We start from the raw sequence: 23986 nt of genomic DNA on the forward strand, positions 1-23986 counted from the left end.
AACGTACCCGCACGGCGGCCACGGTTCAGCACCGTTCCCTGTGCACGCCGATGCGGCTGCGCTCGAGCTCCCGGCCGCCGTCGACGACGATCTCCAGGGGCATCGGGTGCGCGTGGAACAGCGTGAGCGAGGCGTGCAGTCCGTACGCTCCCACGTTCTCGACCGCCAGCAGGTCGCCCTCCACGACCTCCGGCAGGCTGGTGCCGATCGCCCAGCGGTCCCGCGGATGGCAGAGGCGGCCGGCCACCAGGGTGGGCCCGGGGTGCGGCGGGCGGGAGCCCGTGGTCCGCAGTACCGGCTCGATTTCGTGCTCCCTGCTGAGCCCGGACATGCCGCCGAGGTGATGCACTCCGGAGTCCACGACCACGACGCGGCGGCCGTGGGACACCTTCACATCGAGGACCCTGGTCACCAGGCGTCCGCATGCGGCAGTGAGGTAGCGGCCGGATTCGAAGGCCACGCGCCGGTGCGGTGAGCGCCAGCCGGGCCGTCTGTCGTCGAGCAGACGCCGCAGGGGCTCCCGCAGTCCGCCGAAGTCACCGAGCGGTCCCGGCCGTGCGTAGGGAGCTCCGAACCCTCCGCCCAGGTCGGTGACGGGGAGGTCGCGCCGCAGTGCTTCGCGGACCTGCCGGGCTGTGTCCAGTGCGTACGAGAAGGTGGCGAGGAGGGCGCTCCGGCTCGTCAGATTGCTGCCCATGTACAGGTGGAGGCCCCGCACCCGGGCGTGTGCGTCGCCCTGGAACTGCTCGGGGCGCTCGCGGATCCATGCCAGGTCGGCGCCGAACTGGGAGGGTCCGCCGGTCATGGCCAGTCCCGCTCCTTCGGGCGGCAGCGGCTGGTTGACGCGCAGCAACGCGCGCGGCCGTACGTCGTGTCGGCGGGCGATCCCGGCGAGCTGGCGCAGGGCCACGGGCGAGTCGACGGAGAACTCGGCGACTCCCGCGTGGAGGGCTCCCGAGATGTCCGCATCGCGTTTGCCGGGGCCCGTGTAGAGGACCTCGCCGGGGCGGAAGCCCGCGTGGAGGGCCGCGTGCAGTTCGCCGGGTGAGCTCACCTCGGCGCGGCAGCCCAGTGCGGCGAGCTGGCGCAGCACCGCCGGGTGCGGGTTGGCCTTGAGGGAGTAGTACAGGACGCTGGGCTGCGGCAGGGCGGCGGTGAGCTGCCGGTGCGCCTTCCTGACCTCGGCCAAGTCGTAGACGTAGGCGGGGGTTTCCCCTGGGTGGGCGTCAGGGCCGGCGCGCGCCGGGGAACCGGTCTGTGCGCGGGGGTGCGGGCGGGGCCCGTGGGGGACGGGGGCGCGGCCCCTGTCATCTCCGGTCTTCATGGACGCCTCCGGGCGTGGGCCGTGGTGTGTCCTGCTGTCGGCGCTGGTGCTGGTGTTGCTGGAGGCCGGCGGTGCGGTCGGTGTGGGAGGACCGCCACAGCAGGGTGGCGCCCGCCGTGGTGAAGGCGAGCGTCGCCAGGGCCATGCCGGGCCAGCCGACGCCGGTGACGGCCGCTCCGAAGGCGGGCGGTCCGAGGAACGTGCCGAGGCTGCCCGTCTGGGCGACGAGGCCGTTGGCGACCTCCACGTCCCGGCTACGGCGGCAGACACCGGGTACGGCGGCGAACATCGCCGAGACCAGGAGGCCGTTGACGGCGAGCGCGCAGCACGCGAGGACCGTGCCGACCGCTGTCGGCACGGCGGCCGAGAAGGTCAGGAGGACCGCGACGGGCATGACCGCTGCCAGGGGCACCATCCGGGCGAGCGTGGCGCCTCTGCGCAGGGACCATCCGGCCAGGAGGCTGCCGACGGCGCTGCTCAACGAGACGGCCGCCGTGGCGGCGCCGCCGGCCGCGGAGGACACGTCCCGCTGCTCGGTCAGGTACGTCGGCAGGAGCACGACGACCGCGACGGCGATGAGGCTGACGCAGGCGAAGGCCACGGCCAGAGTCAGCGGCCCCTGCCAGGAGACCGCCGTGGGCCGCGGGTTCGGGGTGGGCGGCGCGGGTGCCAACCGGGGCAGCAGGAGCGCCACGGCCGGGGCGAGCGACAGCGGGGCGAGCGCCGTGACGGCAAGCCAGCCGCGTACCCCCAGATCCGGTGCCACGGCGCCGCCCAGGCCGCTCGCGACGGCGAGCCCGACCGGGATGCAGGTACCCCACAGGGCCAGCGCCACCGACCGGGTGTGCCCGCTGGTCGTGCGGGTCACGGCGATGGGCCCGCCGACGAAGACGAGGAGGTAGCCGAAGCCTTCGACGACGCGCGCGGTGAGGAGGCCGGGCCACACCCCGGCGAGGAGGGCACCGCCGAAGCCGGCGGACGCGATGACGACGAGACCCGCGCAGACCGCTCGGCGGGCGCCGACCCGCAGGATCCACCAGCCCGCGGGCACCCCGAGGACAGCGCTGACGGCGGTCATGCCGGAGGTCGCCCAGGCGACGGTGGCGAGGGACAGTCCCGTCTCGTCCCGCAGAACGGAGCTGATGGGCGCGACCGCGCCGAGGCGCACGGCCGCGAGGACGCCCGCGGCCCAGATCACGAGGACGTGGCGCCATGGGCGGACGTCGCCGTCCCGGCGACCGCGGCCGCTGCCTGCTTTCGCCCCGTACCTCAATGCCTCTCCCGGGCACGCGCCGCACGAGCCGGCCGGCCCGGGCGCCGCGCCGTGCGTATGGGTGCGCGCCTTCGGGCCACTGCTGCCAGACATGCTGCGGGACGCGCGCGAGAGGGTCAACGACGGGCCGGTGCCGGGCCTTCGCGGTCGGTGGATTCCGGCCTAGATCCGTGTCGGGTACGGGTACGGGCAGTTCGGCAGGGGAGCCCCTCAGTCGCGCAGCTGCCGACCGGTGAGGGCGAGGAAGACGTCTTCGAGGGTGCTCCGGCGGATCGACAGCGTGGAGGGTGGCGTCCCGGCGTCCTCCAGGCAGGCCAGTACGCGCTGGACGGTGGCCGGTACGTCCGCCGCGCGCAAGACACAGCCGTGGGGAGTGGCCCGCGCGGACCGGATGCCGGGCAGGGCGGCCAGCCGGTCGAGTGGCACCGGTCCGGGGGCGGAGAACTCGATCACTCCGTCGCTCGCCACCTCGCAGATCAGCTCCTCGGGTCGTCCCTGCGCGACGATCCTGCCGTGGTCGATGACCGCGAGGCCGTCGCAGAGGCGCTCGGCCTCGTCCATGTAGTGGGTGGTGAGCACGATGGTGCGGCCCTCCTCCGCGCGCAGCCGCCGCAGCAGTTCCCACAGCTGGAGGCGGGCCTGGGTGTCGAGCCCGGCGGTCGGCTCGTCGAGCAGCAGCAGCTCCGGCCTGCCCATCAGGGCGCAGCCGAGGGCGACCCGCTGCTGCTGGCCGCCGGAGAGACGGTCGTAGCGCACGGTGCGGCTCCCGGTGAGGGCCACGGCCTCCAGGGCCGTGTCGATGTCGGGGCCCTCGCGGTAGAAGGACCGGAACAGTCGCAGCAGTTCGACGACCGTCAGCTTCTCCGGCAGATGCGTCTGCTGGAACGCGACGCCGACGCGTTCCCTCAGCTCCCGCCGCTGTGAGGACCAGCTCCTGCCGAGCACCCGAACCTGTCCCGCCGTGGGCTCAAGGAGGCCTGCGACGATCTCCATCGTGGTCGTCTTGCCTGCCCCGTTGGGGCCGAGCAGGCCGAAACACGCGCCCCGGGGGATCGTCAGATCGACCCCGGCGACGGCACGGACCGCACCGTACTCCTTGACCAGGCCGCGCAGGGCCACCGCCATGCCTTCCATGCGCAGGGAAACTAGCAGCGGGCAGGCGTCGCCGCAGGGCCGCGGCGGACGCTTCTTGACCGGTGGCGGCCCAGCCTGCAAGCTGACCGGCGAGTTGTCCCCACGGCGGCGGGAGATCCCCAGTCATGCGCCAACGCCCCTCCCCCGCCGCGCAGTTGATGCTGACCAGGCTGCGTACGTACTATCGCGAACCCGGCAGTGTCTTCTGGACGTTCCTCTCGCCCGTGCTGCTCGCCCTGGTCCTCGGAGTGGCCTTCACGGACCGGCCCGCCGAGCCGATCGACGTCGCCGTACGGGATGCTCCCGGTGCCGGGCGGACCGTCTCCCTGCTCGACGCGGATCCGCAGTTGAAGGCGCGCACGCTCGACCGCACGGCGGCCGCCGCGGACCTGCGCAGCGGCGCGGTGGCCCTGGTGGTCGTCCCCGGCGACCCCCCGGAGTTCCACTACGACCCCCGGCGCACGGAGTCCCGCCTCGCGCGGGAGCTCGCCGGCACGGCGCTTGGCACCCGCCGCTCCGAGGCGCCCGCCACGGCGCCGGGAGAGACACCCACGGTACTTCCGGGCCCTGCGGTGGACATCGCGATCGATGTGGCGGAGCGCGCGCCCGGTTCACGGTACGTCGACTTCCTCATCCCCGGGCTCATCGGGATGGGGCTGATGTCGAGCGGGTTGTGGGGCGTGGGCTTCTCGATCGCCGAGATCCGGCTGCGCAAGGTCCTCAAGCGACTCGTGGCGACCCCCATGCGCCGGAGCCAGTTCCTGCTGAGCTTCGTCGTGGTGCGGGCGTCGTTCCTGCTCCTGGAGCTGCCGCTCCTGGTCGGCTTCGGTGCGCTCGTCTTCGACACTCCGGTGGTCGGGTCGTTCGCGCTGCTCGTGCTGCTCACGGCCCTGGGGGCGTTCGTCTTCGCCGGCATCGGCCTGCTGGCGGCCGCCAGGGCCACCAACTTCCAGACGGTCAGCGGCATCCTCAGTGTCGTCAGCATGCCGATGTACGTCGGTTCGGGGGTGTTCTTCTCCGCGTCCCGCTTCCCGGACCCGTTGCAAGGGCTCGTCCAGGCCCTGCCTCTGACGACGCTCAACGACGCGCTGCGCGGAGTGATGCTGGAGGGGCAGACCCTGGCGGACGTGGCTGTTCCCGTGGCCGTGCTCGCGCTGTGGGCGCTGGGGAGCTTCGCCGCGGCGCTGTGGCTCTTCCGCTGGTCCGACTAGCGATCGCCGGTTTCCGACCTGGCGGGGCCCTCAGGGTCGTCAGGCGGGGTGGGCAGGGTCGTCAGGCGGCTCCGTGCGCGGCCGAGGCGGCGACGGACGGCTTCAGGTGGCAGTTGCGTTCGACGTGCACGACCTCTCCGGTACGGTCGAAGCCGAGCATCCGGTCGTAGACGTCGAGCACCGCGGCGTAGTCGACGCCGAGCACGGGTCCCTGCCCGGTGCGCCGGACCTCGGCCGCCGTCCAGCTGTGGAAGTCGTCGGGGGCCCGCAGCGACCCGGGCGCCGCGCACTCGTCGTACAGCGCCGTGCCGGGCAGTGGGGTGAGGATGTTGGGGTTGGGGCTGTAGGGGCGTGCCTCGCTCAGGAAGCGCAACGTCAGTTCGTGGTCCTCCGGGGTCTCACCGGGAACGCCGATGAGGAGGTTCACGCCGAAGCGGATGCCCCGTTCGTTGCACATCCGGGCCGTGCGGCGGTTGCCGCGGGCATGGCCGGGTTTCCGCAGCCGCCGGGCCATGCGCGGTGAGGCGGTCTCCAGGCCGAACCACACCAGGCAGTTGGCGCCCTCCAGCAGGTCCGCCACTTCCCGGGTGAAGTGGACGGCTGTGGAGTTGAAGCTGAACTCGACGGCGGGAAACTCGGTCTTCATCAGTTCCACGAACCGGGGAAAGTGCGTGTAGGCCGGTGCGATGGAGTCGACGACGATCACATAGTTGGTGCCGAACCGTTCCACGTAGTGGCGTATCTCGTCACGCACGGCGTCGAAGGGGCGGTGCCGCGGACGCTTCGGCGAGAACCAGTCGTTCTGGAGGGTGCAGAAGCGGCAACGGAAGGGGCAGCCGCGGCCCAGCTCCAGGTAGATCGAGCGGAACTCCCGCCGCAGCGGGAACAGCTCGGGCGCGAGGCGGTGCAGCTCGCTCACGGGAATGGCTTTCCGCGTCGGCCCGGCAGCTTCCCCGGTGACGCCCAGAAGGTGCCGCAGGTCGCCTTCCGGCAGTCCTGCCAGGCGGGCCGCCTTGGGCATCGTCAGAGTCTCGGGCGGCCGGTAGACCTCCCGGTAGAGCGCGACGTCGCGCAGCGGCGGGTAGTGGTCGAGCACGAACGGCTCGCCCTCCACGACCCTGCCGCTGTCGCTGTCGCCCCGTGCGTGCCGCAGCTCGTTCAGTACGTCGATCAGTGCCCGTTCCCCCTCACCGCGCACCACCACGTCGAACAGCCCCGTACGCGCCAGATCGCCCGGCCGTACCGTGGCGTGCGGTCCGCCCGCGACAGTGCGGCGGCCCGCGGCGCGGCAGAGCTCCGCGACCCGAAGTCCGTCAGCACGCGAGTGGGACATGAAGCTGATGCCGACCACGTCCCCGTCCGTCGCCGCCAGCCGGTCCGCCAGGGCCCTGTCCCACTGCGGTGTTCCCGGCGGATGCTCCAGGAGACGCGTGTCCAGCAGGTCCACCTGGTGGCCCGCCGTCGCCAGCCGTTCGGCGAGCAGGGGGGTGGTCAGGGGCGCCGTCCACAAGGCGCGCCCGACCTGCTCGGGCTCCGCGACGAACACCAAAGTGACCTTCACGGCACGTCCCGCGTCGCTGCCCGCGCACGTCGGTGGGTCGTCGCCCGCGCACGCCTGTGCGTCGATGCCCGTGCTCCGGTGCGAGAACCGGGACAGAGAGCGTGCCGCACCAGGCGACAGGCCTCAGTCACGCGACACCCCCGGGCCACTCAGCATCCCCCTGCGCCTCGCGTCCTCGATCAGCGCCTCCGTGAGGGGCCACAGCTCGGGCCAGAACGTCCTGATGCTGCCCGTGACCCTGCGCTCCTCCGCGGCGCTCACCCCTCGTTCCCGCCATACCTGTCCGCCCGCCGCCCAGTGCATCAGGACGGGCTGGAACCGGTCGACGGCACGGGCGAAGCGTGCCTCCGGGGTGGTGGCGTCCTCGAACTCCTGCCAGAGCCCGCGCAGCCGGCCGCCCTGGTCGCCGGGGAGCCTTCCGTAGAGACGCTCGGCGGCCACGGCCTCGCGCTCGCGGGCGGCGGCACGCTCGTCGTCCAGGTAGATGGGCACGTCCCCGGCTTCGATCTCGACGAGGTCGTGCAGGGTCAGCATGGCGGCGACCCGCGCGAGGTCCACGTCCGGGGCCAGTGCCTCGCCGAGGACCATCGCCATCAGGGCGAGGTGCCAGCTGTGCTCCGCGCTGGACTCGCCGCGCTCGCCGTCGAGCAGCCGGTTCAGGCGGTAGATCCCGGCGAGCCGGTGTGCCTCGACGAGGAAGTCGAGACGTTGCCGCAGCCGCTCCGGGCTCGACCGGCCCTCGTGGTCCCCGCCGTCGCCGCTGCCGGGCAGGCGCAGCGTGGAGAAGTCGGGGCCGTCGGTCATGCGGGTCTCCCACCGGGTCGTGTCCTTGCGTGCCGCGTTCGGTCCTGTCCGTACGTCACCGAGTCTGTTCCGTCATGCCGTGCGCTTTTGGAGCAGCTTGTTGGACTGGTAGAAGCATTCGACGCTGAAGGGCTGCCACCAGCCGGTGAGGAGGGGGCGCACGATGAGGTCGGGCCGGTGGAAGGGCAGCCGTCCGGAGTCAAGGGCCGCTCGTGTCCTCCCGTGCGGCGCGTCCTCCTCGCCCTGCCCCGGCGCGCGCACGCGCAGCAGAGCGTCCCCTTCGAACCAGCGGCCGAGGCGCACCAGGACCCGGCGCACGGAGATGTCCTGCAAGTGCGTGGCCGGGGAGGCCTGTACGGCGTAGTCGAGGCCGGAGGCGGTGTCCCGCTCCTCCTCGTCGTACACGTCGCGCGCGCATCCGACCAGCGTGTCGAGCAGCTTCTGGTCCTGGGAGAGCGCGGCGAAGTACGCGTCCTCATAGAGCGCCAGGGCGCCGTCGAGGCCGTGGCAGACGGGCCCTGCCTGCCACGCGAGGCGCCAGTTACCGGGCCCGTACTCCTGTGTCCAGCGTCCGACCAGTTCGTCACGGCGCCGCCCCAGCCGACCCGGGCGGCCCACCGTGACCCACTGTCCGGACGTCTCACCGGCCCTTCCCGCCCCGCGTCCTGCCCCGCCTGCTCCCCCGCCCTCTCCCCCGTGTCGCATCCTGCCGCCGAGCCCGTCTCAGCCGGTGACGAAGGAGGGCAGGGGGAGAACGGGCCGGGTCTCGAGTTCGGTCTTGCCGAGGGGGACGGCGTGGCCGGGCCTGCGGACGGCGACGGCGTCGGTCTCGAGGAGCGGAATCGTCAGGTCGAGTCCGCTGTCGGCCGAGGTGCGCCCCGAGGTGACCAGGAGAACTCCCGCCGACTGCTCGTCGACCCGGATGACCCCTTCGGAGGAGCCGTGCAGGACGACTGTCTCGCAGTGGGCGTGCTCAGTGCTGCCCGCTGCCCACGCCTTGGTGAGGTGCGGGTACTCGGTGTAGATGCGGTGCACTTCGCGGCCCTGGACGGTGGCGTAGGTGACGAAGGAGGTACGGGCGGGCGCGAGGGACCTGATGTCCAGTTCCGTGCCCAACGCGAGCGACCATTCGACCGCCATGTCATAGCCGGTGATACCCACGTCTGCGACACCCAGTGACACCAGCCGCGGCACGTCCGTCCCCCGGCACAACAGCAGATCGACACCCGGGGCGACGGATCTGGTCAGAGTCCGCCGGGTGAATTCCAGGTCCATGTCTCCGAAGGCGTCCAGCAGAACTGTGAGAACTCCCTCGTGGAGGCGGCTTGTGACGCTCGGGATGGCTATGCGCACGGCGGTTTCCTTCCTTTCCTCCGTCCGCTGTCAGATCAGTGCGACGGCGTGCCGGGGCTGCTCCATATAGGAGACGCCGAGGCGTTCTTGGAGAATTCCCTCCCAGAGCAGCGACGGAGCGTCCGAGTTCTCGTCGAGCTGCGGCAGACTGCGCCGGTCACGCAGGATCTCGTACGAGAGGATGAACGGGCGGACGGCGAGGCGCAGGGGAAGGCCGGGAGCGATGCCGCGCAGGCTCTCGAAGAGCACCACCATGTCCTCGCGGGGCCAGTCGGCGCCGCCGATGGCCGGATACACGTCGAAGCCGAGTTCGACGGCCGCCGCCAGTCCCTTGACCACGGAGTCCCAGTCCCGGCCGCCCGGGCGGGAGTGCAGGGTCACATGGAGGGTGATGTCGGGTGCCGCGGCGCGCAGCGCCTGCCGTTCCCTCGGCTCCATGCGGCTCATGGCGAACGGCAGGGCGCTGGCGTTGCTCTCGGCCTTCAGCACCACCTTGGTGTGCAGCAGTTGCCGTCGTACGAGTTCGCCGTGGACACCCACCAGGAGCCGGGGCGCGAGCAGGGGTTCGCCGCCGCTGATCCGGAGGATCGCCAGGGTGCGCCCCTGCTCGCGCAACCGGCTGCGCAGTACGAGGAATTCGTCGACCACGTCGGCCGGTGTCGCGGTGAACGCGTCGTGTCCCGCCAGGTGCCGGAAGTCCACGTAGCAGTAGGTGCAGCGGAAGTTGCAGGCGGCCACTTGTGTGATGGCGGCGAGGTTGTAGTCGGACCAGCGTCCGCCGAGGCGGGCCGCCGCCGTGACCGGGCTGTCCGAGAGGTTCGCGAAGTGCCGCAGCGTACGGAATTCGGGCAGGGCGGTCGGCAGGCGCATGCGCTGCTGCTTCACCGGGACGAAGAGCCGGAAGAATCTGTTCTGCTCGTCACCGATGCGCGTCTTGGTGAGGTCCGTGAAGGCGAATTCCGCCGGGCCGACATTGACGATGCGGTAGGCACGCGCCATGGCAGGCGTCGACTCGTGTTCCTGGAGCGCTGGGGGCAGAGCTGTCACGATCACTCCTTGCAAAGGGTTTTCGTGATCTGCGGGTTTCATGATCTGCGGGTTTTCGTGATCTCATTCGGTGAGCGAAGTCCACGATCCCACTTCGTGATCTCACTTCGTGATCGAATAATTTACTGTGTGATGCTTCCACTCCTGCGCGGGAGACGTCAACCCTGTCACTCTCGCGTCTTTTGCAGCTTTTCTTCGTTAATCATGGCTGGTTTTATCACCCGCGCGCGTCCGGCGTGGGGGCCGGGGTCGCGCGCGATGGGCCGCCCGCGTGCCGGAGCGCGTCGGCGCAGGTCTCCTCGACCGCGGTGACGACTTTCGAGGAGTGGCGGGTGGGCAGGCGATGGCAGCCGCTCGGGACCACGCGCAGCCGGGCGTTCGGGATGTCGGCGGCAAGGCGGTGGGAGTGCAGCGGCGGGATGGTCGGGTCGTCCTCCCCCACCAGGATATGCACCGGGATGCGCTCCAGGACGCCCAGGTGCTGAGTCACGTCGTGCCGCATCAGTGCTTTGAACCAGTGGGCCGCGACGTCGATGGGCGGTTGCGTGTCGAGCCGGGGCTGCCAGAGGTTGTGGAGCCGGTGCGCCGTGCGGGGCGCGCGGATGCACAGGCTTGCCACGGCGTGGCGCATCAGGCCGACCAGGCGCGTCCGTGGCGGGTGTGCCGCGGCGGCGAGGTCGAGTCCTCCGCCGCTGGATGCGACCAGCAGGGCCGCCTTGACCTTGTCCCCGATGAGGCCGGGCCGGCTCGCGGCGAGGGCGAGGACGGCCGCGCCGCCCATGGAGTGACCCGCGAGGACCACGGGGGTGTCCCCGGGCGCGGTGGCGGAGATGACCGCCGCGAGGTCGTCGGCCAGGAGGGGTATCTCCGGCCGTGCGGTGCCGGTGGAGGAGCCGCCGTGTCCCCGTTGGTCGTAGCGGACCACCAGGGTTCCGGGGCGGGTGAGCTGTTCGACCGTCTTGTCCCAGATGGCGGCGGTGGCCTGCCAGCCGTGCGCCAGGACGAGGACGAGGTCGGGTTCACGTGTCCCGTGCAGGTAGAGGCTGAGGCGGGCGCCGTCCGGTCGCAGCAGCTCGGTGCGGGTGCAGGGGCGGGGCAGCTCGGGCACGGTCGTCTCCTCCGGGGTCGGCGCACACGAACAGGAGACGCGGGAAGGTGCCCCGCGGGTTGTAGTGGGCCGTCGAGTTCGGGTGCGGCGCCGCGCCGCCGATCGCCGGCCGGTCCGCCCCCTGGGCAGGCCGTTGTGGTGTGCCATCAGGATGAGCCGGGCCGGTGCGACCTCGGCGGAGGAACCCGCAGGCCCGAAGGCCCTCCCCGGCCGCGCCTGTGGCCGGTGTGCGGAGAGGGCCTTCGGCCTGTCAGGTGCGGTAGGCGAAGTAGCGCGCGGTGGGGTAGGACGCGATGATGCTCGCGAGCGACCGCCGGTAGGTGTCGGTGGAGTGGTAGGTGAGGTACGGCATGCCGCGGCTGTTGCGGTAGCTCACCAGCATGGAGTGGTCCTTGGACCCGTTCTTGTCGAAGTCCATTTGCAGGACGTCACCGACGTCCAGCTGGTAGACGTTCGTCAGGTTGGGGGCCCGCCGGTTGGAGAGGGTGAACCAGGCCCACTCGTTCGTGCCGACCCAGGAAGTGCTCTGGCGCGTGCCGTCGTGCCACCAGTTCCGGTAGTCGGACGCGGAGCCGGGGACGTGCTTCCAGCCCCCCGCCTTCAGCGCCTGGCTGAGGAAGTTGGTGCAGTCGCCGCCGGCCCCGTTGAACCGCGCGTAGGCCGGGTTGTAGTCGCGCCAGTACTTCTCCGCGTACCGCGCCATGGCAGCGTAGTTGTAGCTGCCGCCGGTCTTCCTCGGCGTCGGGCTCGTGGGGACCTTGGTGGAGGCCGGGGTGCCGTCCGGGTACTGCTTGCCGTCGTCCTTGACGGTCTTCGTCCCGGCCGCGAGCGGCTCGGCGACGGCGACGGGGCCGGTGTCCCGGGAGGCGATCGAGGTCAGCTCCCAGCCGCCGCCGCTGGTGCCGGTGAGTTTCAGCTCCTGGCGCGTCGAGAAGGCGGTGGTCCTGGGTTCGTCCCCGCGCAGCTTCTTGTACGTGAGTGTCGAGGACGCGGTGACCTGGACGGTCGCCGTCCTTCCTGTGACGGTGGCGCGGTCCACGACCACGCGGGTGTCCGCGTCCGTGTAGGCCTCGCCGAGCTGCGCCAACCTGGACTTGCGCGCCCGCAGCGACTTGAGCGCGGCGGTCTCGTCCTTCTTGAGCCGCTGGGACAGGTGTGGCGTGGAGGCGCCTGCGTCCTTGGCGCCGCGCCCCTGGACCAGGGTTTCGGCGCGCCGGGAAAGAACGTCCTCGGCGATGCGGGCGAAGGTGTCGACCGTCTCACGGTCGGCCTTGCGCGGTGCGGCGGGGGCGGTGTCGGCGTGCGCGGAGTACGCGAGCGTGGAGCCGGACATCACAGCCACGGTCAGACCGGCGACGACGGCGGGTCTGCATCTCTTCGATATCACTCTGTTTCCTCTTTTGTTGCCCGGTCGACCAAGGCCGGGGGACGGAATCGTCGCACAACTCGGCCCTTTTGTAGATCCTTTCGCCCCGCCTGAGGTGCGGTGACCGTCGAAGGACCGGGCCAGTGCCCCGTCCCGCCCCCTTCCACGTACCTCTAGGGTGTGCCCAAAGGGGCAGCGGAGGAGGCATGCGGAGTGGGTGGGAGGAACACGGGCACAGGGGGGCAACCGAGCGGCCGGTGGGCGGCGTTCGGGGGCCGCGGCAGGCCGACGGGGCGGCGCAGGAAGCCCGGGCAGCGGCGCAGGCTCTGGTCCGGCGGCGGCACACCCGGCCGCATGTCCGGCGCGCTCGGCGCGGTGCGCAGGCAACTGCGGCGCCTGCGTCCCGCGTACCCCCGCCCGGGCCGCAGCGGATGGCAGCGATGGGTGCCCTCGTGGCGCCAGTCCCTCGGTGCCTTCCTGTATGTGACCGTCGGTCTGACCGGCTTCGTCGCGTTCGCCTACGCCACCACGGACATACCGGATGACCTCAACTCGTTCGCCACACAACAGGACAACGTGTACTACTGGGCCGACGGCTCCGTCATGGCCCGCACCGGCTGGGTCATCCGGCAGGAGATACCCCTGGACAAGGTGCCGCCCAAGGTCCAGGGCGCCGTCCTCGCCGCCGAGAACGCCAGCTTCTACTCGGATGCCGGGGTCTCGCCGACGGGTGTCCTGCGTGCCGTGAGCGCGGCGGTGACCGGCGGGGAGACCCAGGGCGGGTCCACCATCACCCAGCAGTACGTGAAGAACGTCTACCTGAGCCAGGACCGCACCCTGTCCCGGAAGTTCACCGAACTCCTGCTCGCCGTGAAGCTGGACAACCGGACGAGCAAGGACACGATCCTGCGGAACTACCTCAACACCAGCTGGTTCGGGCGCGGCACCTACGGCATCCAGCGCGCCTCGCACGCGTACTACGGCAAGGACGTCTCCCGGCTCAACCCCAGCGAGGGCGCCTTCCTTGCCGCCCTCCTCAAGGGGGCCGGGCTGTACGACCCGGCCATCAGCGAGGCGAACCGCAAGCGGGCCGTCGAACGGTGGAGCTGGATCCTGGACCGCATGGTCGAGACCGGCCACCTCACGCGTGCCGAACGGGCCACGTACACGAAGTTCCCGGAGCCCACGGGGCCGGGCACCGGCGGCATCCCGGGCGCGCAGACCGGCTACCTGGTGGAGCTGGCGAAGCGGCACGCGATCAGGGCCGGGCACATCGAGGCCGCCGACTACGACCTCGGCGGCTACCAGATCCGCACGACCTTCGACCGGGCCCGCACGAAGGCCCTCACCGCCGCCGTGCACAAGGCGGACAAGGACTTCGACGCCGAGCGGCGGCCCCGCACCGACAAGTACGCCAGGATCGGGGCGGCGTCCGTCGCCAGGGACGGAAGCCTGCTCGCCATGTACGGCGGCGCCGACTACCTGAAACAGGGCTTCAACCAGGCGAACGCGACGACCGTACCGGCCGGCTCCGCGTTCACCCCGTTCGTCTACGCCGCCGCGCTCGACGAAGGCGTCCAGCGCACCCGCGGAGCGGCCCGTACACCCGTCTCCCCCACCAGCGTGTACGACGGCAACGACCGGGTCGCCGTGCGGACACCGGAGGGCCCGTACTGGGACCGCAGCGGCAAGGTGGTGCGGGGCCGCAACGAGGGCGGCCGCGACTGGGGGCCGGTGACCCTGCGGCAGGCCGTCGCCGACTCCGTGAACACGCCCATGCTGCAACTCGGCCTCGACGTCGGCCTGGACCGGGTGGAGTCGCACGCCCTGCGCGCGGGGCTGCTCGAATCCAGCCTCGGGGAGCGGATCCCGTCGTTCGCGCTCGGGGAGAACTCGACGCCCAGCGCCATCCGGATGGCCGGCGCGTACCGGACCTTCGCCGCCGGAGGCACGCACACCGAGCCGTACTCGGTGCGCTCGGTCACCCACGCCGGGGCCGCGGTGCCGCTCGACAAGCCGAAGCCCGCCCGGGCGGTGTCCCGGCGGACCGCCCTCGCGGTGACGGACGCCCTGCGGGCCACGATGACCGAGGGCTCGGCCGCGGCGGCCGGGCGGGCGCACCCCGGCGCCGTGGGAAAGACCGGGACGACCACCGCGAACACGGCGGGCTGGTTCGTGGGAGGCACCGAGGCCGAGACCACGGCCGTGGTCGTCTACCGCATGTCGCTGACCGACCTGGTGCCGCTGCCGTTGCGGGGCCTCGGCGGCGACTCCCCCGACACCCCTGGCAGCGAGCGTGCGGTCGACCTGTGGGCCGACTACATCAAGGCGGTGGAGTAGGCGGCGCCCGGCGGCCCGGACCCGAACTCGGAATCGCAACCGGAACCGGGACCGGAACCGTAATCGGACTCGGACTCGGAATCGGCCCGTGCGCTACTTGACGAGTGACTTCCAGTCCGGCGCCTGCGCCGGGTCGAGCATGCGCAGCCGGGCCAGGACCTTCGGATCCTGGACGTCGAGCCAGTCCGCGAGCTCCCGGAAGGACACACAGCGGACGCCCTCGCGCGGGCACACGTCCCGCATCACGTCCTCCACGGCGTCCATGTAGATGCCGCCGTTCCAGTCCTCGAAGTGGTTGCCGATGAACATCGGCGCCCGGCTTCCGTTGTAGACACGGTTGAAGCCGTTCAGGTACGAGGCCCGGACCTGTTCCTTCCAGGCCGGGAACTTCGCCGGGTCGCCCTGGGTGCTGTCGCCGGACTGGTGGTAGAGGAAGTTGAAGTCCATGGAGAGGACCTGCACCTCTTTGCCCTGCAACGGCAGGAGCTGGAGGGGAAAATTCCATATGCCGTCCATCTTGGACGGCCATATCTGGAAGTCCCCCGCCGAGCTAGCGTCGTAGCGCCAGCCGAACGGCTTGATAGCGGTCAGCAGGTTCTTCTGCCCCTCCAGGCAGGGCGCGCGGCCGCCGACGATCTCCCGGTCCGGGTCGAAGGGCAGCGGCGCCTCGCTCGTGAAGCCGGTGTTGGTCTTCCAGTTCTTGATGAACGCGTACGTCTGGTTGATCTCGCTCTTCCACTCCTCGGGGCTCCAGTCCCCGCCGCCCTTGGAGCCGCAGAAGTGCCCGTTGAAGTGTGAACCGATCTCGTTGCCGTCCTTCCAGGCGCCGCGCAGCTGCGCGAGCGTGGTCTGCACGTGCGGGACGGTCGGGTAAGAGATGGCGGCCGACCCCGGGTTGTGCTGCGGCGGGCGGTAGAGCTGCTTCTTGCTCTCCGGCAGCAGGTAGATGCCGGTGAGGAAGAAGGTCATGTGGGCGTTGCTCTCCCTGGCCACCTTGCGGAAGTGGGAGAAGCGGCGGTCGTCGCCCTCCAGCGCGCCGTCCCAGGAGAAGACCACGAACTGGGGCGGCTTCTCCCCGGGCTTCAGCTTCTTCGGCTTCAGCTGCCCGGTCTGCGGCCCGGCGTACGAGGTGGAGCCGTCACCTAGGACCCGGACCTTGCCGTCCCAGTCCTCCTCGTCGTCCTTTTTCGCACGCTTCACGGCACCTGCCCCCTCGGCGGCGTTGTGCATGGCCGTGGGTGCCGCGCGCCGGGGGTCGCCGCCGCTGCCGTCCGACGAGTCCCCGAGCGTGAGCACGTAGGCGGTGGTGGTCCCACCCAGGACGAGCACGGCCGCGCCGGCGCCCAGGCGCTTGCGCTTCCGAGCCTTCTCGCGCGCCTTGCGAGCGGCGCGGGACTCCACCGGGGCTGGTGTGGTTCTGTCGGTGTCAACCACTGCGGTCCTACCCAGTGTTCATCGCAGCAGGGCCGCGCACGGATGGTTTGTATGAATATAGGACCAGGTGGAGTGACTCCGGACTCCGGGTTGCTCACAGAGCCGCTGCCGACGACCCTCCCCCGGTGTCGCAGTCGGCTCCCGCGCGTCTCGGACCTGCATGGGAAGGTCCGTACGGGGCATCAGATCCCTCTGTGACGGAGAGGATGCCATGACCATGACGGAGCGGACGGCCGAGCCGGCGGAGAAGGACACCGCCGACTGCCTGCGCCAGAACGACCACGGTTCACAAGCCGGGGGCCACGATGGCGCGGATGTCCGGAGCGCCGAGGGCGCCGAGGGCGCCGAGGAGCCGGAGAGCGCGCGTGAGCGGGCCAATCGCCGCTGGCACGAGATCCTTCAGGAGACGCGGGTCGCCCAGACCGGTGTGCAGATCCTCTTCGGGTTCCTGCTCAGTGTGGCCTTCACCCCCCTGTTCCGGGATCTGGGCACGTTCGATCGCACTGTCTACGTCATCACCGTGGTTCTGGGGGCGGCCGCCACGGGGTCACTGATAGCCCCCGTCTCCCTGCACCGCTTCCTGTCGGGTCAGCGCATGAAGGACGAAGTGGTGGAAACCGCCGGCCGCTTGATGATGTGCGGCATGGTCCTGCTCGCGCTGACCATCGGCTGCACCCTGCTCCTAATCCTGCGCATCGTCATCCCCGGCCCGCTCGCCGAAGCCCTCGCCGGCGGGGTGATGCTGTGGTTCGCCATCTGCTGGTACGCGCTGCCGCTGCATCTGCGGCGCCGGTCCCAGGGCGCACGGAAAGGCGCCTGACCCGGGCTTCGCCCGTCAGGCGCCGTTCCCTGGATCGGTCAGCGGATGTTGACGTCGATGCACGCGTAGAAGGCGTTGGCCGTGTCACCGATGTTCCACACCGCGAGCACCTTGTGCCTGCCGGTGGCGTTACCGAGGTTGATCTGGTGCGAGACGGTCGACGGCGGCTGCTGGTTGTTGCCGTTGACGGTGGCGACCTTGGTGCCGTCGACGAAGTACTCGTAGTTCAGGGTGCGGTGCCTCGCCGTGAACGTCCAGGTGAAGGTCTGCGTCCTGCTGACGTCGCTGACCTTCCAGCCCTTGCTGTCGTTGTCGAGGTCCGCGAACCTGGCGTTGCCGCCGCTACAGCTGCGCAGACCCTTGGGGCCCTCGACGCTCTGCGGTTCGTACTTGATGTCGCCGCACGCCACCGTGCGCGCGGCACACTGCGCCTGGCGGCTCGCGGGCGCGTTGACGTACCCGTGCGCGCTGGCCGAACCGGTCGGCAGCGTGAGGGCGAGGACCGGTGCCAGTGCGGCACCGATCACGGCGGCCGTCTTGCGCTTCTTGTCCATGCGTACTCCTTCACGGCGGTGCATCGGGGGGGCGTGAAGTGCTCGTGGTGGTGGGGGGGCGGGGGGAGAGTGACGTGGGGGGTGGAGTCGAACCGAGGGGCCAGATGTTCGCGACGGCCGATTAGTCTGGACCATAGACTTTGGCAGACCACGGTCAAGGGTGGTTTCGCGCCAACTCGACAACGGCTCGTCGCGCCACCCCTGCAACGGCTTGCCGGGGCGCCCCCGCAACGGCTCGTCGCGGCCACCCCCGGACCGGACCGTCGGGCCGCCCCGACGGCGGCCCGACGCGTACCAGGACTATCGCCGGGTGACGGAACGGATCCAGGCGAGCTGCTGGGAGATCTCCCCGGCCTGGGCGACCTTCTCCCGGTCGGAGCCGTTGAAGACGCCGAGGAGGGTCTCGGTACCACGGGGGCCGACGCTCATCACCGGGCCTCCGGAATCGCCGCCGGCGGGAATCCCGGACACCCGCTTCATGCAGAAGTCCGGACCGCCCTCGATGACGTAGCCCTTGCAGCGGGGGGTGTCCGGCGACACGACCCGCAGCTTCGACTGCTTCAGTACGCGGGACTGGCAGGCGTTCTCGTCCCCGGTGCAGGTGGCGCCCCACCCGTACTGCCGCACGTTCTGACCGAGGCGGACCGGGCCCGTGGCCAGGCGGGCCGTCTTGACGTTCATGCGGGACACCTTGATGAGCATCATGTCGGCGTGCGCGCTGCCCGCGCGCTTACCGACCGGCCGGACCTTGGTGCCCTTGCGTACGTCGAGGTCGCCGACGCGGAACGAGATCCGCCGGTCGGCGACCGGCCGCGCCTGCTCGTAGAAGCAGTGCGAGGCGGTGAGGATCCAGCGGCTCGTGACCGCCGTTCCGGTGCACGCCGGTTTGCCGTCGACGAACATGCGCACCGCCCACGGACCGTAAGTGCTCTTCGACCCGCCTATGACGGCAGCGGCCGGCGCACTCGACATCACGGAGCCCGACAGCAGCAACAGGGCGGCCAACAGCAGCACCTGGACTCGACGCACCATGCGGAACGATTCCTCTCAACGGGGGGGACAGACTTTCCAGGTGATGAGATACCTGGCCGGCCGAAATGGTTCCGTCGCGAGGCCCCAGGAGTTGGCGCTTGTCCACCCGCCGTCCGTGCACCCCCTGCCGTCGGGCAGTCCGTACCGCACAGCACCGCACGCGCACACCGGAAACGACCCCGCCCCCGCGGGTACGAGCCGCGGGGGCGGGGTCGTGTGGACGGGGGCTTCTCGCCGCCCTGGTGTGGTGCCTGCCTCTGTCCTCCCGGTTGTGCCGTTCTGCCTGTCGGACGCCTCAGATCTACCTGTGGGACGCGTCGGACGAGTCCTTGGCCCGGGCGGCCGCGCCTGCGGCCAGGGCGAGGATCGTCGCCACTGCGCCGGTGATGACGTTGCTGACCACGGTCCTCGTGGTACTCATGTCACCCGCTATGACCCAGGGCGCGACGATCGTCCAGAGGCCCAGCGCACACGCGGCCCACGCCATGCCGTGCGTGCGGTCGTAGGCCCGGCCGAAGCCGCCGCTCATCAGGAGGGCGTAGGCGAGGCCGACGATCAGGTTGACGACCGACAGCCGCGTCAGGCCGTTGAAGCCCGCGATCCAGGGCGACGCGGCGAGGTAGAGACCGGTGAGGAAGGCCAGTGCGTCGACGGCCTGCACCTTGGGAGTGCTCGCCGCACGCTCGGCGGCCACGTGGCGGGCACGCATGTCCACGATGTCGGGGTGCGTGTCCATGGAGGACGGTCCCCCGGACGGCGCCCCTGACATCGGGGTGTGGGCCCCTGACATCGAGGACGCGGATTCGGACGGGGACCTCGGGGACGTTGTCACTGCTGCCACCTCCAACTAGGCGGTTGCGGGTGTGAGCGGGTCCGGGTCGGGCACGGCTCCGGAGACGGTGCGGCGGGGGCGCCGGGGCGCTGTCGCTGGGGGCGCCGTCGCTGGGGGCTCCGGCGTCGGGGGCCGAGCGGTGCGGAGCGGGCCACGGGCCTCGTCGGAAGCGGGACGGGGCTCAGGGGCGGGCTCTGTCGGTGGGTGCCGTCGGCCGCGCGCTGTGTTCCTACCCGAATGTTCCTACCCGATCAGAATACGCGCCGAATCCGTACGGCGCCTCGGGACGGGAGCACCGCCGCCGGCCCCTGCCGCCGCCGGATCGACACCTCGCGGCGGTGACGTTTCCACCGGCCCCGCGCATGGCACCCGCCACTGGTCGGGGCACAGCGCCCCACGCGTCGAGCACCGGGACCGCTAGGCTCCCCCGCGTCTCCAGGAAGGCGACGATGGCACACCGGGAAGGCACACCGCAGTTCTCACAGCCGCCCACAGGGTGGCGTCGCACCCTGGCGCGGCTGCCGATCCGCATGTTCCGCGCGGGGCTCGGGCCGGTCTTCGGGAAGCGGCTGCTCCTGCTGCACCACACCGGACGGGTGAGTGGCAGGCGCCGCCAGGTGGTCCTCGAAGTGGTCGCCCATGACTCCCGGCGCGGCAGCTGGACCGTCGCGTCCGGCTTCGGGCCCGGGTCGCAGTGGTACCGGAATCTGCGCCGGGAACCGCACACGGTCATCCAGTGCGGCAACCGTCGCCATCCCGTCACCGCGACCTTCCTGTCCCCCGACGAAGGGGCCGACGTCATGGCGCGCTACGAGTCCCGGCACCCCGTGGTGGCACGCGTTCTGGGTGTCTTCACCGCACTCCCCACCGACGGCGGCGAGGAAGCGTTCCGCGAGGCGGCACGGTCCATCCCCTTCGTCCGTCTCGATGCCACGCGGGGGCCCGGAGATCAGGAGGAGCGCCCCGTGGCGGCCGCCGACGGGTAGACGCGTTCGACTCCGGTGTCGAGCGTGCGCTGCTTCCCTCCCGTATCCACCGCCAGGGTGAACGCGCCTCCGTCGGCCGTGCGTGTGATCCGCTTCCCGCCGCCTACGGCCAGGGTCCGGGAGGGTTCGTTCACCGAACGCTTCCAGGACTCGGCGCCCGGCGCGAGGGTGTAGCGGACCGGTGCGCGGCTGGTGTCGACGGAGCACGTCGCCGTTCCGGTGGCCCTCTTCTCCGCCCGGTAGACCACATGGGCCGTGCCGTCGGGGTCGAACCACGTCTCGTGGACACGCCACCCGGCGCCGGGGCCCTTCAGCGGGTCCGTGGCTCCGGAGGCGATGTCGAGTCCCGCCATGGGGTAGCTGGCCTCTCCGCACGAGTTGTACGCGGCCTGCCCGGCGGGCGGGTCGATGACGGCCCTCCCACCGTCCGGGCTCACCGCCCAGACCCCGCCCGCGTAGTCGAGCCGCGGGAGTTCCTCGACCTGCCGGGCACGGGTGGGCGAGTCCAGTTCGAACAGGAGGGTCCGCTCCCCCACCGTGCCCACCCTGGACACGGCGTACGTACGCAGACGGGAGCCGTTCCAGGAGGTGAGGAGCGTGATGTTGGGCGGTCCGTCGTGTGCGGGACCGGCCGGGATCTCGGGCAGGTCCCTGGTCCTCGGCTCACCGCCGTCGGCGGGGTGGTGCCGGATGTCCAGGCTTCCGGAGACGAGTTCCCCGTCCACGAAGGCGATCGTGCACGAGTAGCACGTCCACGACCGCTCTTTCCCGGTCTTGAGGTCGCGCAGCTTGACCGTCGTGTCGTCCCCGAAGTCCTCTGGCGCCGCGGTCCGCACTTGCGTCCATGCCACCTTGGTGGCGTCCTCGGACCACACGACCTGGCCCGGCCGCTGCCCGCTGCTCAGGGACGCGAGCACCTGCGGGCGGGCGTTCGGCCCGGCGAGGACCTTGACCTGGGTCTGCGTCGTCCAGGCGAGCGGACGGAACGCGACGGTCGGGGCGGCGGAGTTCGTGAGCTTCGCGCACCGTCTTCGGGCGCCTTCGTCCTCGGCGCTGGTCGTGGTGGCGCACACATGCCGCTCGCCGTCGGCGGTGACCGAGCAGGACTCCGCCTGCGGGCCCTCGTCGCAGCCCCAGTAGACGAGGCTGACCCCCGCGGGCAGCGGCTGGGCGGGGTCGACGGAGACCGGGCCCGACTCGCCCTTCTTGGACTCGACGACCCTGGTGCAGTCCGTCGCCCCGCCCTTCACCACGCAGCGGCCCTCGGGGTCGCCGGGCATCGTCGCCTCGAGGACCCGGGTCGCCACGGTCACCCTGACCGGCACGGTGTCCGCGTCGGCCTGCTGGCTGATGACGACTCCGCCCGCGGTGACCGACGCGGCGAGGCCGCCGCCGATGACCACCTTGGCGGACATGGTCATCCCGGTCTTGGCGGCAAGGCCGGTCTTGGCGGCCACCCCGCCCTTCGTGGCCACCGCCATGGAACCCGGGTCGAACGGCGGCGCCGAGGAGACGACTTGCGACGTCAACTCGTGCCCGAGGTCCGCCGCGGAGCCCGGGTCGGCGGAACCCTGGCCCCCGGGGACCAGGGCGTCGGCGCCGGAGTCCACGCCGGGGTCGGGCTGCGTCCCGCCGTCCGGGGAAGCGCCGGGGCCTCCAGCTCCGCCCGGGTCCCCGCCACCGGCGGAGTCCCCCGTACCGGCAGGGTCACCTCCACCGGCAGGGTCACCTCCACACGCGCGCGCCGCGTCGTCCGCCGCGGCGGCGTGCTCCCCGCTGCCCAGCTCACGCCAGTAGGCGGCGGCCGCGGCGAAGGCGGCCGCCGCGAGCAGCCGCTTGCCGGTGACCAGCTTGCGCACGCCGTCCTCGTGCGTCAGGTAGGCCGCGATGTCCCGCAGACCCGCGCGCTCGGCGGCCTCGATGCCGCGCTCCAGGACCCGCCCCCAGGCTCCGGTACGCAGGGAGCAGGCAAGGGCGGGGGACGCCGCACGCGCGAGCCGCGCGGCCTCCTGCGGGCGCCCCGCCGCGGCGGCCGCGTCGATCGCGGCCGTGAGGAACGCGGCGTCCCGGGCCACGGCTGAGGGCTCCGTGCCCGTCGCCGAGACCCACTGCGTCAGTCGCAGGGCGAGTGCCGCGAGCTCCGCGGGCCCGGCCCGCAGGGCCGTGAGCTGCCGTCCTCCCACCTCCGGCGCGAGGCGATGGCCGTGCTCGGTGGCCACGAGCACGCCGCGGGCGGCGAGCCGGTCGCACACGGCGGCGAGTCCGGTGACTCCGCCGAGCAGAACCGTGAGCAGACGGGTGCTCACCCCGCCGTCACGGGCGACGGCGAGGATCTCGACGACGTCGCGCTCCGCGCCCGACAGTGCCGCGAGGAGTTGGGGCAGCAGGCCGTCGAGTTCGGCTGCGGCTCTCAGCCGATCCGGCACCGCCGCCCGCAGCAGCGGCAGCGGGGCGCCCGCCGTGGTCCGCCACAGCTCTTCGGCGATCGGTTCCTCGGCGGAGGTCAGGGGGCGCCCGAGGCTCCGGGACAGCAGCTCGAGGGCGTCCTGGTGGCCGAGGCCTCCGAGCGCCAGGGCCCTTCCCCCGCCCAGCAGCGTGCGCCGCCCGCTCGCGCACAGCAGCACCGATGAGGGGAGCGCGTCGAGCACGCCGTCTAGGCCGGCCGTCCCGGTCTCCAGGTCGTCGAGGACGACGTCCACGGTGACGCGGGCCATGAGGCGGCGGAGTTCCGTGGGTGCGGGCCGGTAGCCGGGGGCGTCGTAGCAGGCCTCGAAGACGTCCTGGAGCACGTCGCCGGTCTCGCGGCCCGCCGCGTCCACGAACAGCACCGGACGGTCCTCGTCGGCGAGCCGGTGGGCGGTCAGGCGCAGCAGGGTGCTCTTGCCGATGCCGGGCGGGCCGTGCACCTGCCAGGCGTCGTGGTCGGCGAGCCCCCGGACGATCTCTTCGAGTTCCCGCTCCCGCCCCACGGCCGCGCGCGGGCGCCGCGGCAGCAGCGTCACGTCCTCGCGCACGGCCGGGACGGGGCGCTGTGCCGCGTTGACCACCTGGACGTACGAGCGGTCGCCCGACACCACGATGTTGTTGTCGCCGATGGTGACGTTGCCCCGGACGTCATGGATCTCCACGGACGACACCGGTCCCGGCATCAGCCCTCACCGGAGGCGAAAGACCCGAAAGTCTGCGTCAGCCCGTGGAATCCGGCGGCGGCCTCGTCGCCCGCCGCCTGCACGAGGAGCGCGATCGTCGGGTGCAGCAGAAGGCCGGTGACGGTCTCCAGCATCTCGGGCAGCTTCTCCGCGAACCAGGCACGCACCCTTCCCATGGCCCGTACGTCGGGTTCGTCGTCCGTGGCTGCCGCCTCCAGCTCTTCGAGGCGGTCCACGGCGGCGCCCTTCTCGCGCTCGCTCACACCGTCGAGGTCCTCGATCAGCTGCCGTACGCCCGCGAACTCGCGTCGCAGCTCCTCCCGTTGTGCTTCCGTGACCTCGCTCGACTGCCCGGCCGTGGCTCCGATGCCGCCCACGACGCGGTTGTTCCGGCCGACGGTCGTGTGCCCGGTGACGTTCCGGACCGTCACTCGGTACGTGCTGTCGTCCCTGTCCTGCGGTTCCCCATGACTGGCCATCCGACGTGCTCCCCCTAGGTACGCGACAAATCCGCCCGGGGCGCGGCAAGTTGACGCCACGTCATGTCGTCCGCGGCCGAGCGTGTTCCGAGGGTAGTGTTTCGGTCACGCGTGACGCAGGGATTCGCCGGAGCCCGTCACCGTGCCGAGGGCCGCTGTCGCCCGGTGGTCCGAAATCT

The 23986-nt window shown here is 71.6% G+C and carries 20 protein-coding genes; 4 read left to right on the plus strand and 16 right to left on the minus strand.

The annotated features are described in order from the left end of the window. Nucleotides 1-25 precede the first annotated feature (25 nt). The 3 genes from ACH4DX_RS19205 to ACH4DX_RS19215 form a co-directional block, all read right to left on the minus strand. Nucleotides 26-1189 carry a type III PLP-dependent enzyme gene (locus ACH4DX_RS19205; RefSeq protein ID WP_398155975.1) on the minus strand — a complete coding sequence of 388 codons (1164 nt, stop codon included), beginning with the start codon at nt 1187-1189 and terminating at the stop codon, nt 26-28. A gap of 118 nt (nt 1190-1307) precedes the next feature. Continuing rightward, a complete protein-coding gene (locus ACH4DX_RS19210) occupies nt 1308-2522 on the minus strand; it encodes a CynX/NimT family MFS transporter (RefSeq protein WP_398155976.1) in 1215 nt (404 codons plus the stop codon). A 285-nt stretch (nt 2523-2807) separates the two neighbouring features. Further along, entirely contained in the window at nt 2808-3731 is a 924-nt protein-coding gene (locus ACH4DX_RS19215; RefSeq protein WP_398155977.1) for an ABC transporter ATP-binding protein, read from the minus strand. A gap of 125 nt (nt 3732-3856) precedes the next feature. Here ACH4DX_RS19215 and ACH4DX_RS19220 point away from each other — a divergent pair, with 125 nt between their 5' ends. After that, on the plus strand, nt 3857-4942 hold the full coding sequence (locus ACH4DX_RS19220) for an ABC transporter permease (RefSeq protein ID WP_398155978.1): 1086 nt from the start codon (nt 3857-3859) through the stop codon (nt 4940-4942). A gap of 61 nt (nt 4943-5003) precedes the next feature. Here the strand turns inward: ACH4DX_RS19220 and ACH4DX_RS19225 are convergent, their stop codons facing one another. From ACH4DX_RS19225 to ACH4DX_RS19255, 7 genes are all read right to left on the minus strand, one after another. Then, nucleotides 5004-6503, minus strand: a complete 1500-nt coding sequence (locus tag ACH4DX_RS19225) for a B12-binding domain-containing radical SAM protein (protein ID WP_398155979.1) — start codon at nt 6501-6503, stop codon at nt 5004-5006. A gap of 123 nt (nt 6504-6626) precedes the next feature. Next, entirely contained in the window at nt 6627-7307 is a 681-nt protein-coding gene (locus ACH4DX_RS19230) for an HD family hydrolase (protein WP_398155980.1), read from the minus strand. A gap of 72 nt (nt 7308-7379) precedes the next feature. Continuing rightward, nucleotides 7380-7925, minus strand: coding sequence for a hypothetical protein (locus ACH4DX_RS19235; protein ID WP_398155981.1), 546 nt, complete (start codon nt 7923-7925; stop codon nt 7380-7382). 105 nt (nt 7926-8030) lie between these two features. Next, nucleotides 8031-8660 (minus strand): hypothetical protein, encoded by a 630-nt coding sequence (locus tag ACH4DX_RS19240; RefSeq protein ID WP_398155982.1) that lies wholly within the window; start codon nt 8658-8660, stop codon nt 8031-8033. Between the two features lie 30 nt (nt 8661-8690). Further along, complete coding sequence (locus ACH4DX_RS19245) at nt 8691-9707, minus strand: hypothetical protein (protein ID WP_398155983.1); 1017 nt, start codon at nt 9705-9707, stop codon at nt 8691-8693. A 217-nt stretch (nt 9708-9924) separates the two neighbouring features. Beyond that, a complete protein-coding gene (locus tag ACH4DX_RS19250; RefSeq protein ID WP_398155984.1) occupies nt 9925-10815 on the minus strand; it encodes an alpha/beta fold hydrolase in 891 nt (296 codons plus the stop codon). Nucleotides 10816-11065: 250 nt separating this feature from the next. Further along, the gene (locus ACH4DX_RS19255) at nt 11066-12202 is read right to left on the minus strand and encodes an amidase domain-containing protein (protein WP_398155985.1); all 1137 of its coding nucleotides are present in this window, start codon (nt 12200-12202) and stop codon (nt 11066-11068) included. A 333-nt stretch (nt 12203-12535) separates the two neighbouring features. Here ACH4DX_RS19255 and ACH4DX_RS19260 point away from each other — a divergent pair, with 333 nt between their 5' ends. Next, complete coding sequence (locus ACH4DX_RS19260) at nt 12536-14521, plus strand: transglycosylase domain-containing protein (RefSeq protein WP_398155986.1); 1986 nt, start codon at nt 12536-12538, stop codon at nt 14519-14521. 93 nt (nt 14522-14614) lie between these two features. On the opposite strand, the gene ACH4DX_RS19265 is transcribed toward ACH4DX_RS19260, so the two are convergent. Further along, complete coding sequence (locus ACH4DX_RS19265) at nt 14615-15922, minus strand: hypothetical protein (protein ID WP_398156219.1); 1308 nt, start codon at nt 15920-15922, stop codon at nt 14615-14617. Nucleotides 15923-16166: 244 nt separating this feature from the next. On the opposite strand from ACH4DX_RS19265, the gene ACH4DX_RS19270 reads away from it, so the two are divergent. Continuing rightward, entirely contained in the window at nt 16167-16775 is a 609-nt protein-coding gene (locus tag ACH4DX_RS19270; RefSeq protein WP_398155987.1) for a DUF6328 family protein, read from the plus strand. 38 nt (nt 16776-16813) lie between these two features. Here the strand turns inward: ACH4DX_RS19270 and ACH4DX_RS19275 are convergent, their stop codons facing one another. From ACH4DX_RS19275 to ACH4DX_RS19285, 3 genes are all read right to left on the minus strand, one after another. Next, nucleotides 16814-17329 (minus strand): lytic polysaccharide monooxygenase auxiliary activity family 9 protein, encoded by a 516-nt coding sequence (locus tag ACH4DX_RS19275; protein WP_398123672.1) that lies wholly within the window; start codon nt 17327-17329, stop codon nt 16814-16816. Between the two features lie 300 nt (nt 17330-17629). Beyond that, complete coding sequence (locus ACH4DX_RS19280) at nt 17630-18361, minus strand: S1 family peptidase (RefSeq protein ID WP_398123673.1); 732 nt, start codon at nt 18359-18361, stop codon at nt 17630-17632. 301 nt (nt 18362-18662) lie between these two features. Next, nucleotides 18663-19097 carry an SPW repeat protein gene (locus tag ACH4DX_RS19285; RefSeq protein WP_398123674.1) on the minus strand — a complete coding sequence of 145 codons (435 nt, stop codon included), beginning with the start codon at nt 19095-19097 and terminating at the stop codon, nt 18663-18665. 545 nt (nt 19098-19642) lie between these two features. Between ACH4DX_RS19285 and ACH4DX_RS19290 the strand changes: the two genes are divergently transcribed. Further along, nucleotides 19643-20179 (plus strand): nitroreductase family deazaflavin-dependent oxidoreductase, encoded by a 537-nt coding sequence (locus ACH4DX_RS19290; protein WP_398123675.1) that lies wholly within the window; start codon nt 19643-19645, stop codon nt 20177-20179. Here ACH4DX_RS19290 and ACH4DX_RS19295 read toward each other — a convergent pair. Both ACH4DX_RS19295 and ACH4DX_RS19300 read right to left on the minus strand, forming a co-directional pair. Next, a complete protein-coding gene (locus tag ACH4DX_RS19295; protein ID WP_398155988.1) occupies nt 20143-23307 on the minus strand; it encodes an ATP-binding protein in 3165 nt (1054 codons plus the stop codon). The two genes, ACH4DX_RS19290 and ACH4DX_RS19295, sit on opposite strands and share 37 nt — an antisense overlap. Nucleotides 23308-23327: 20 nt before the next feature. Next, a complete protein-coding gene (locus tag ACH4DX_RS19300; protein WP_398155989.1) occupies nt 23328-23807 on the minus strand; it encodes a hypothetical protein in 480 nt (159 codons plus the stop codon). Nucleotides 23808-23986 lie beyond the last annotated feature (179 nt).

The organism is Streptomyces sp. NPDC017940, assembly GCF_044328435.1.
In the GTDB taxonomy this organism is placed as follows: Bacteria; Actinomycetota; Actinomycetes; order Streptomycetales; family Streptomycetaceae; genus Streptomyces.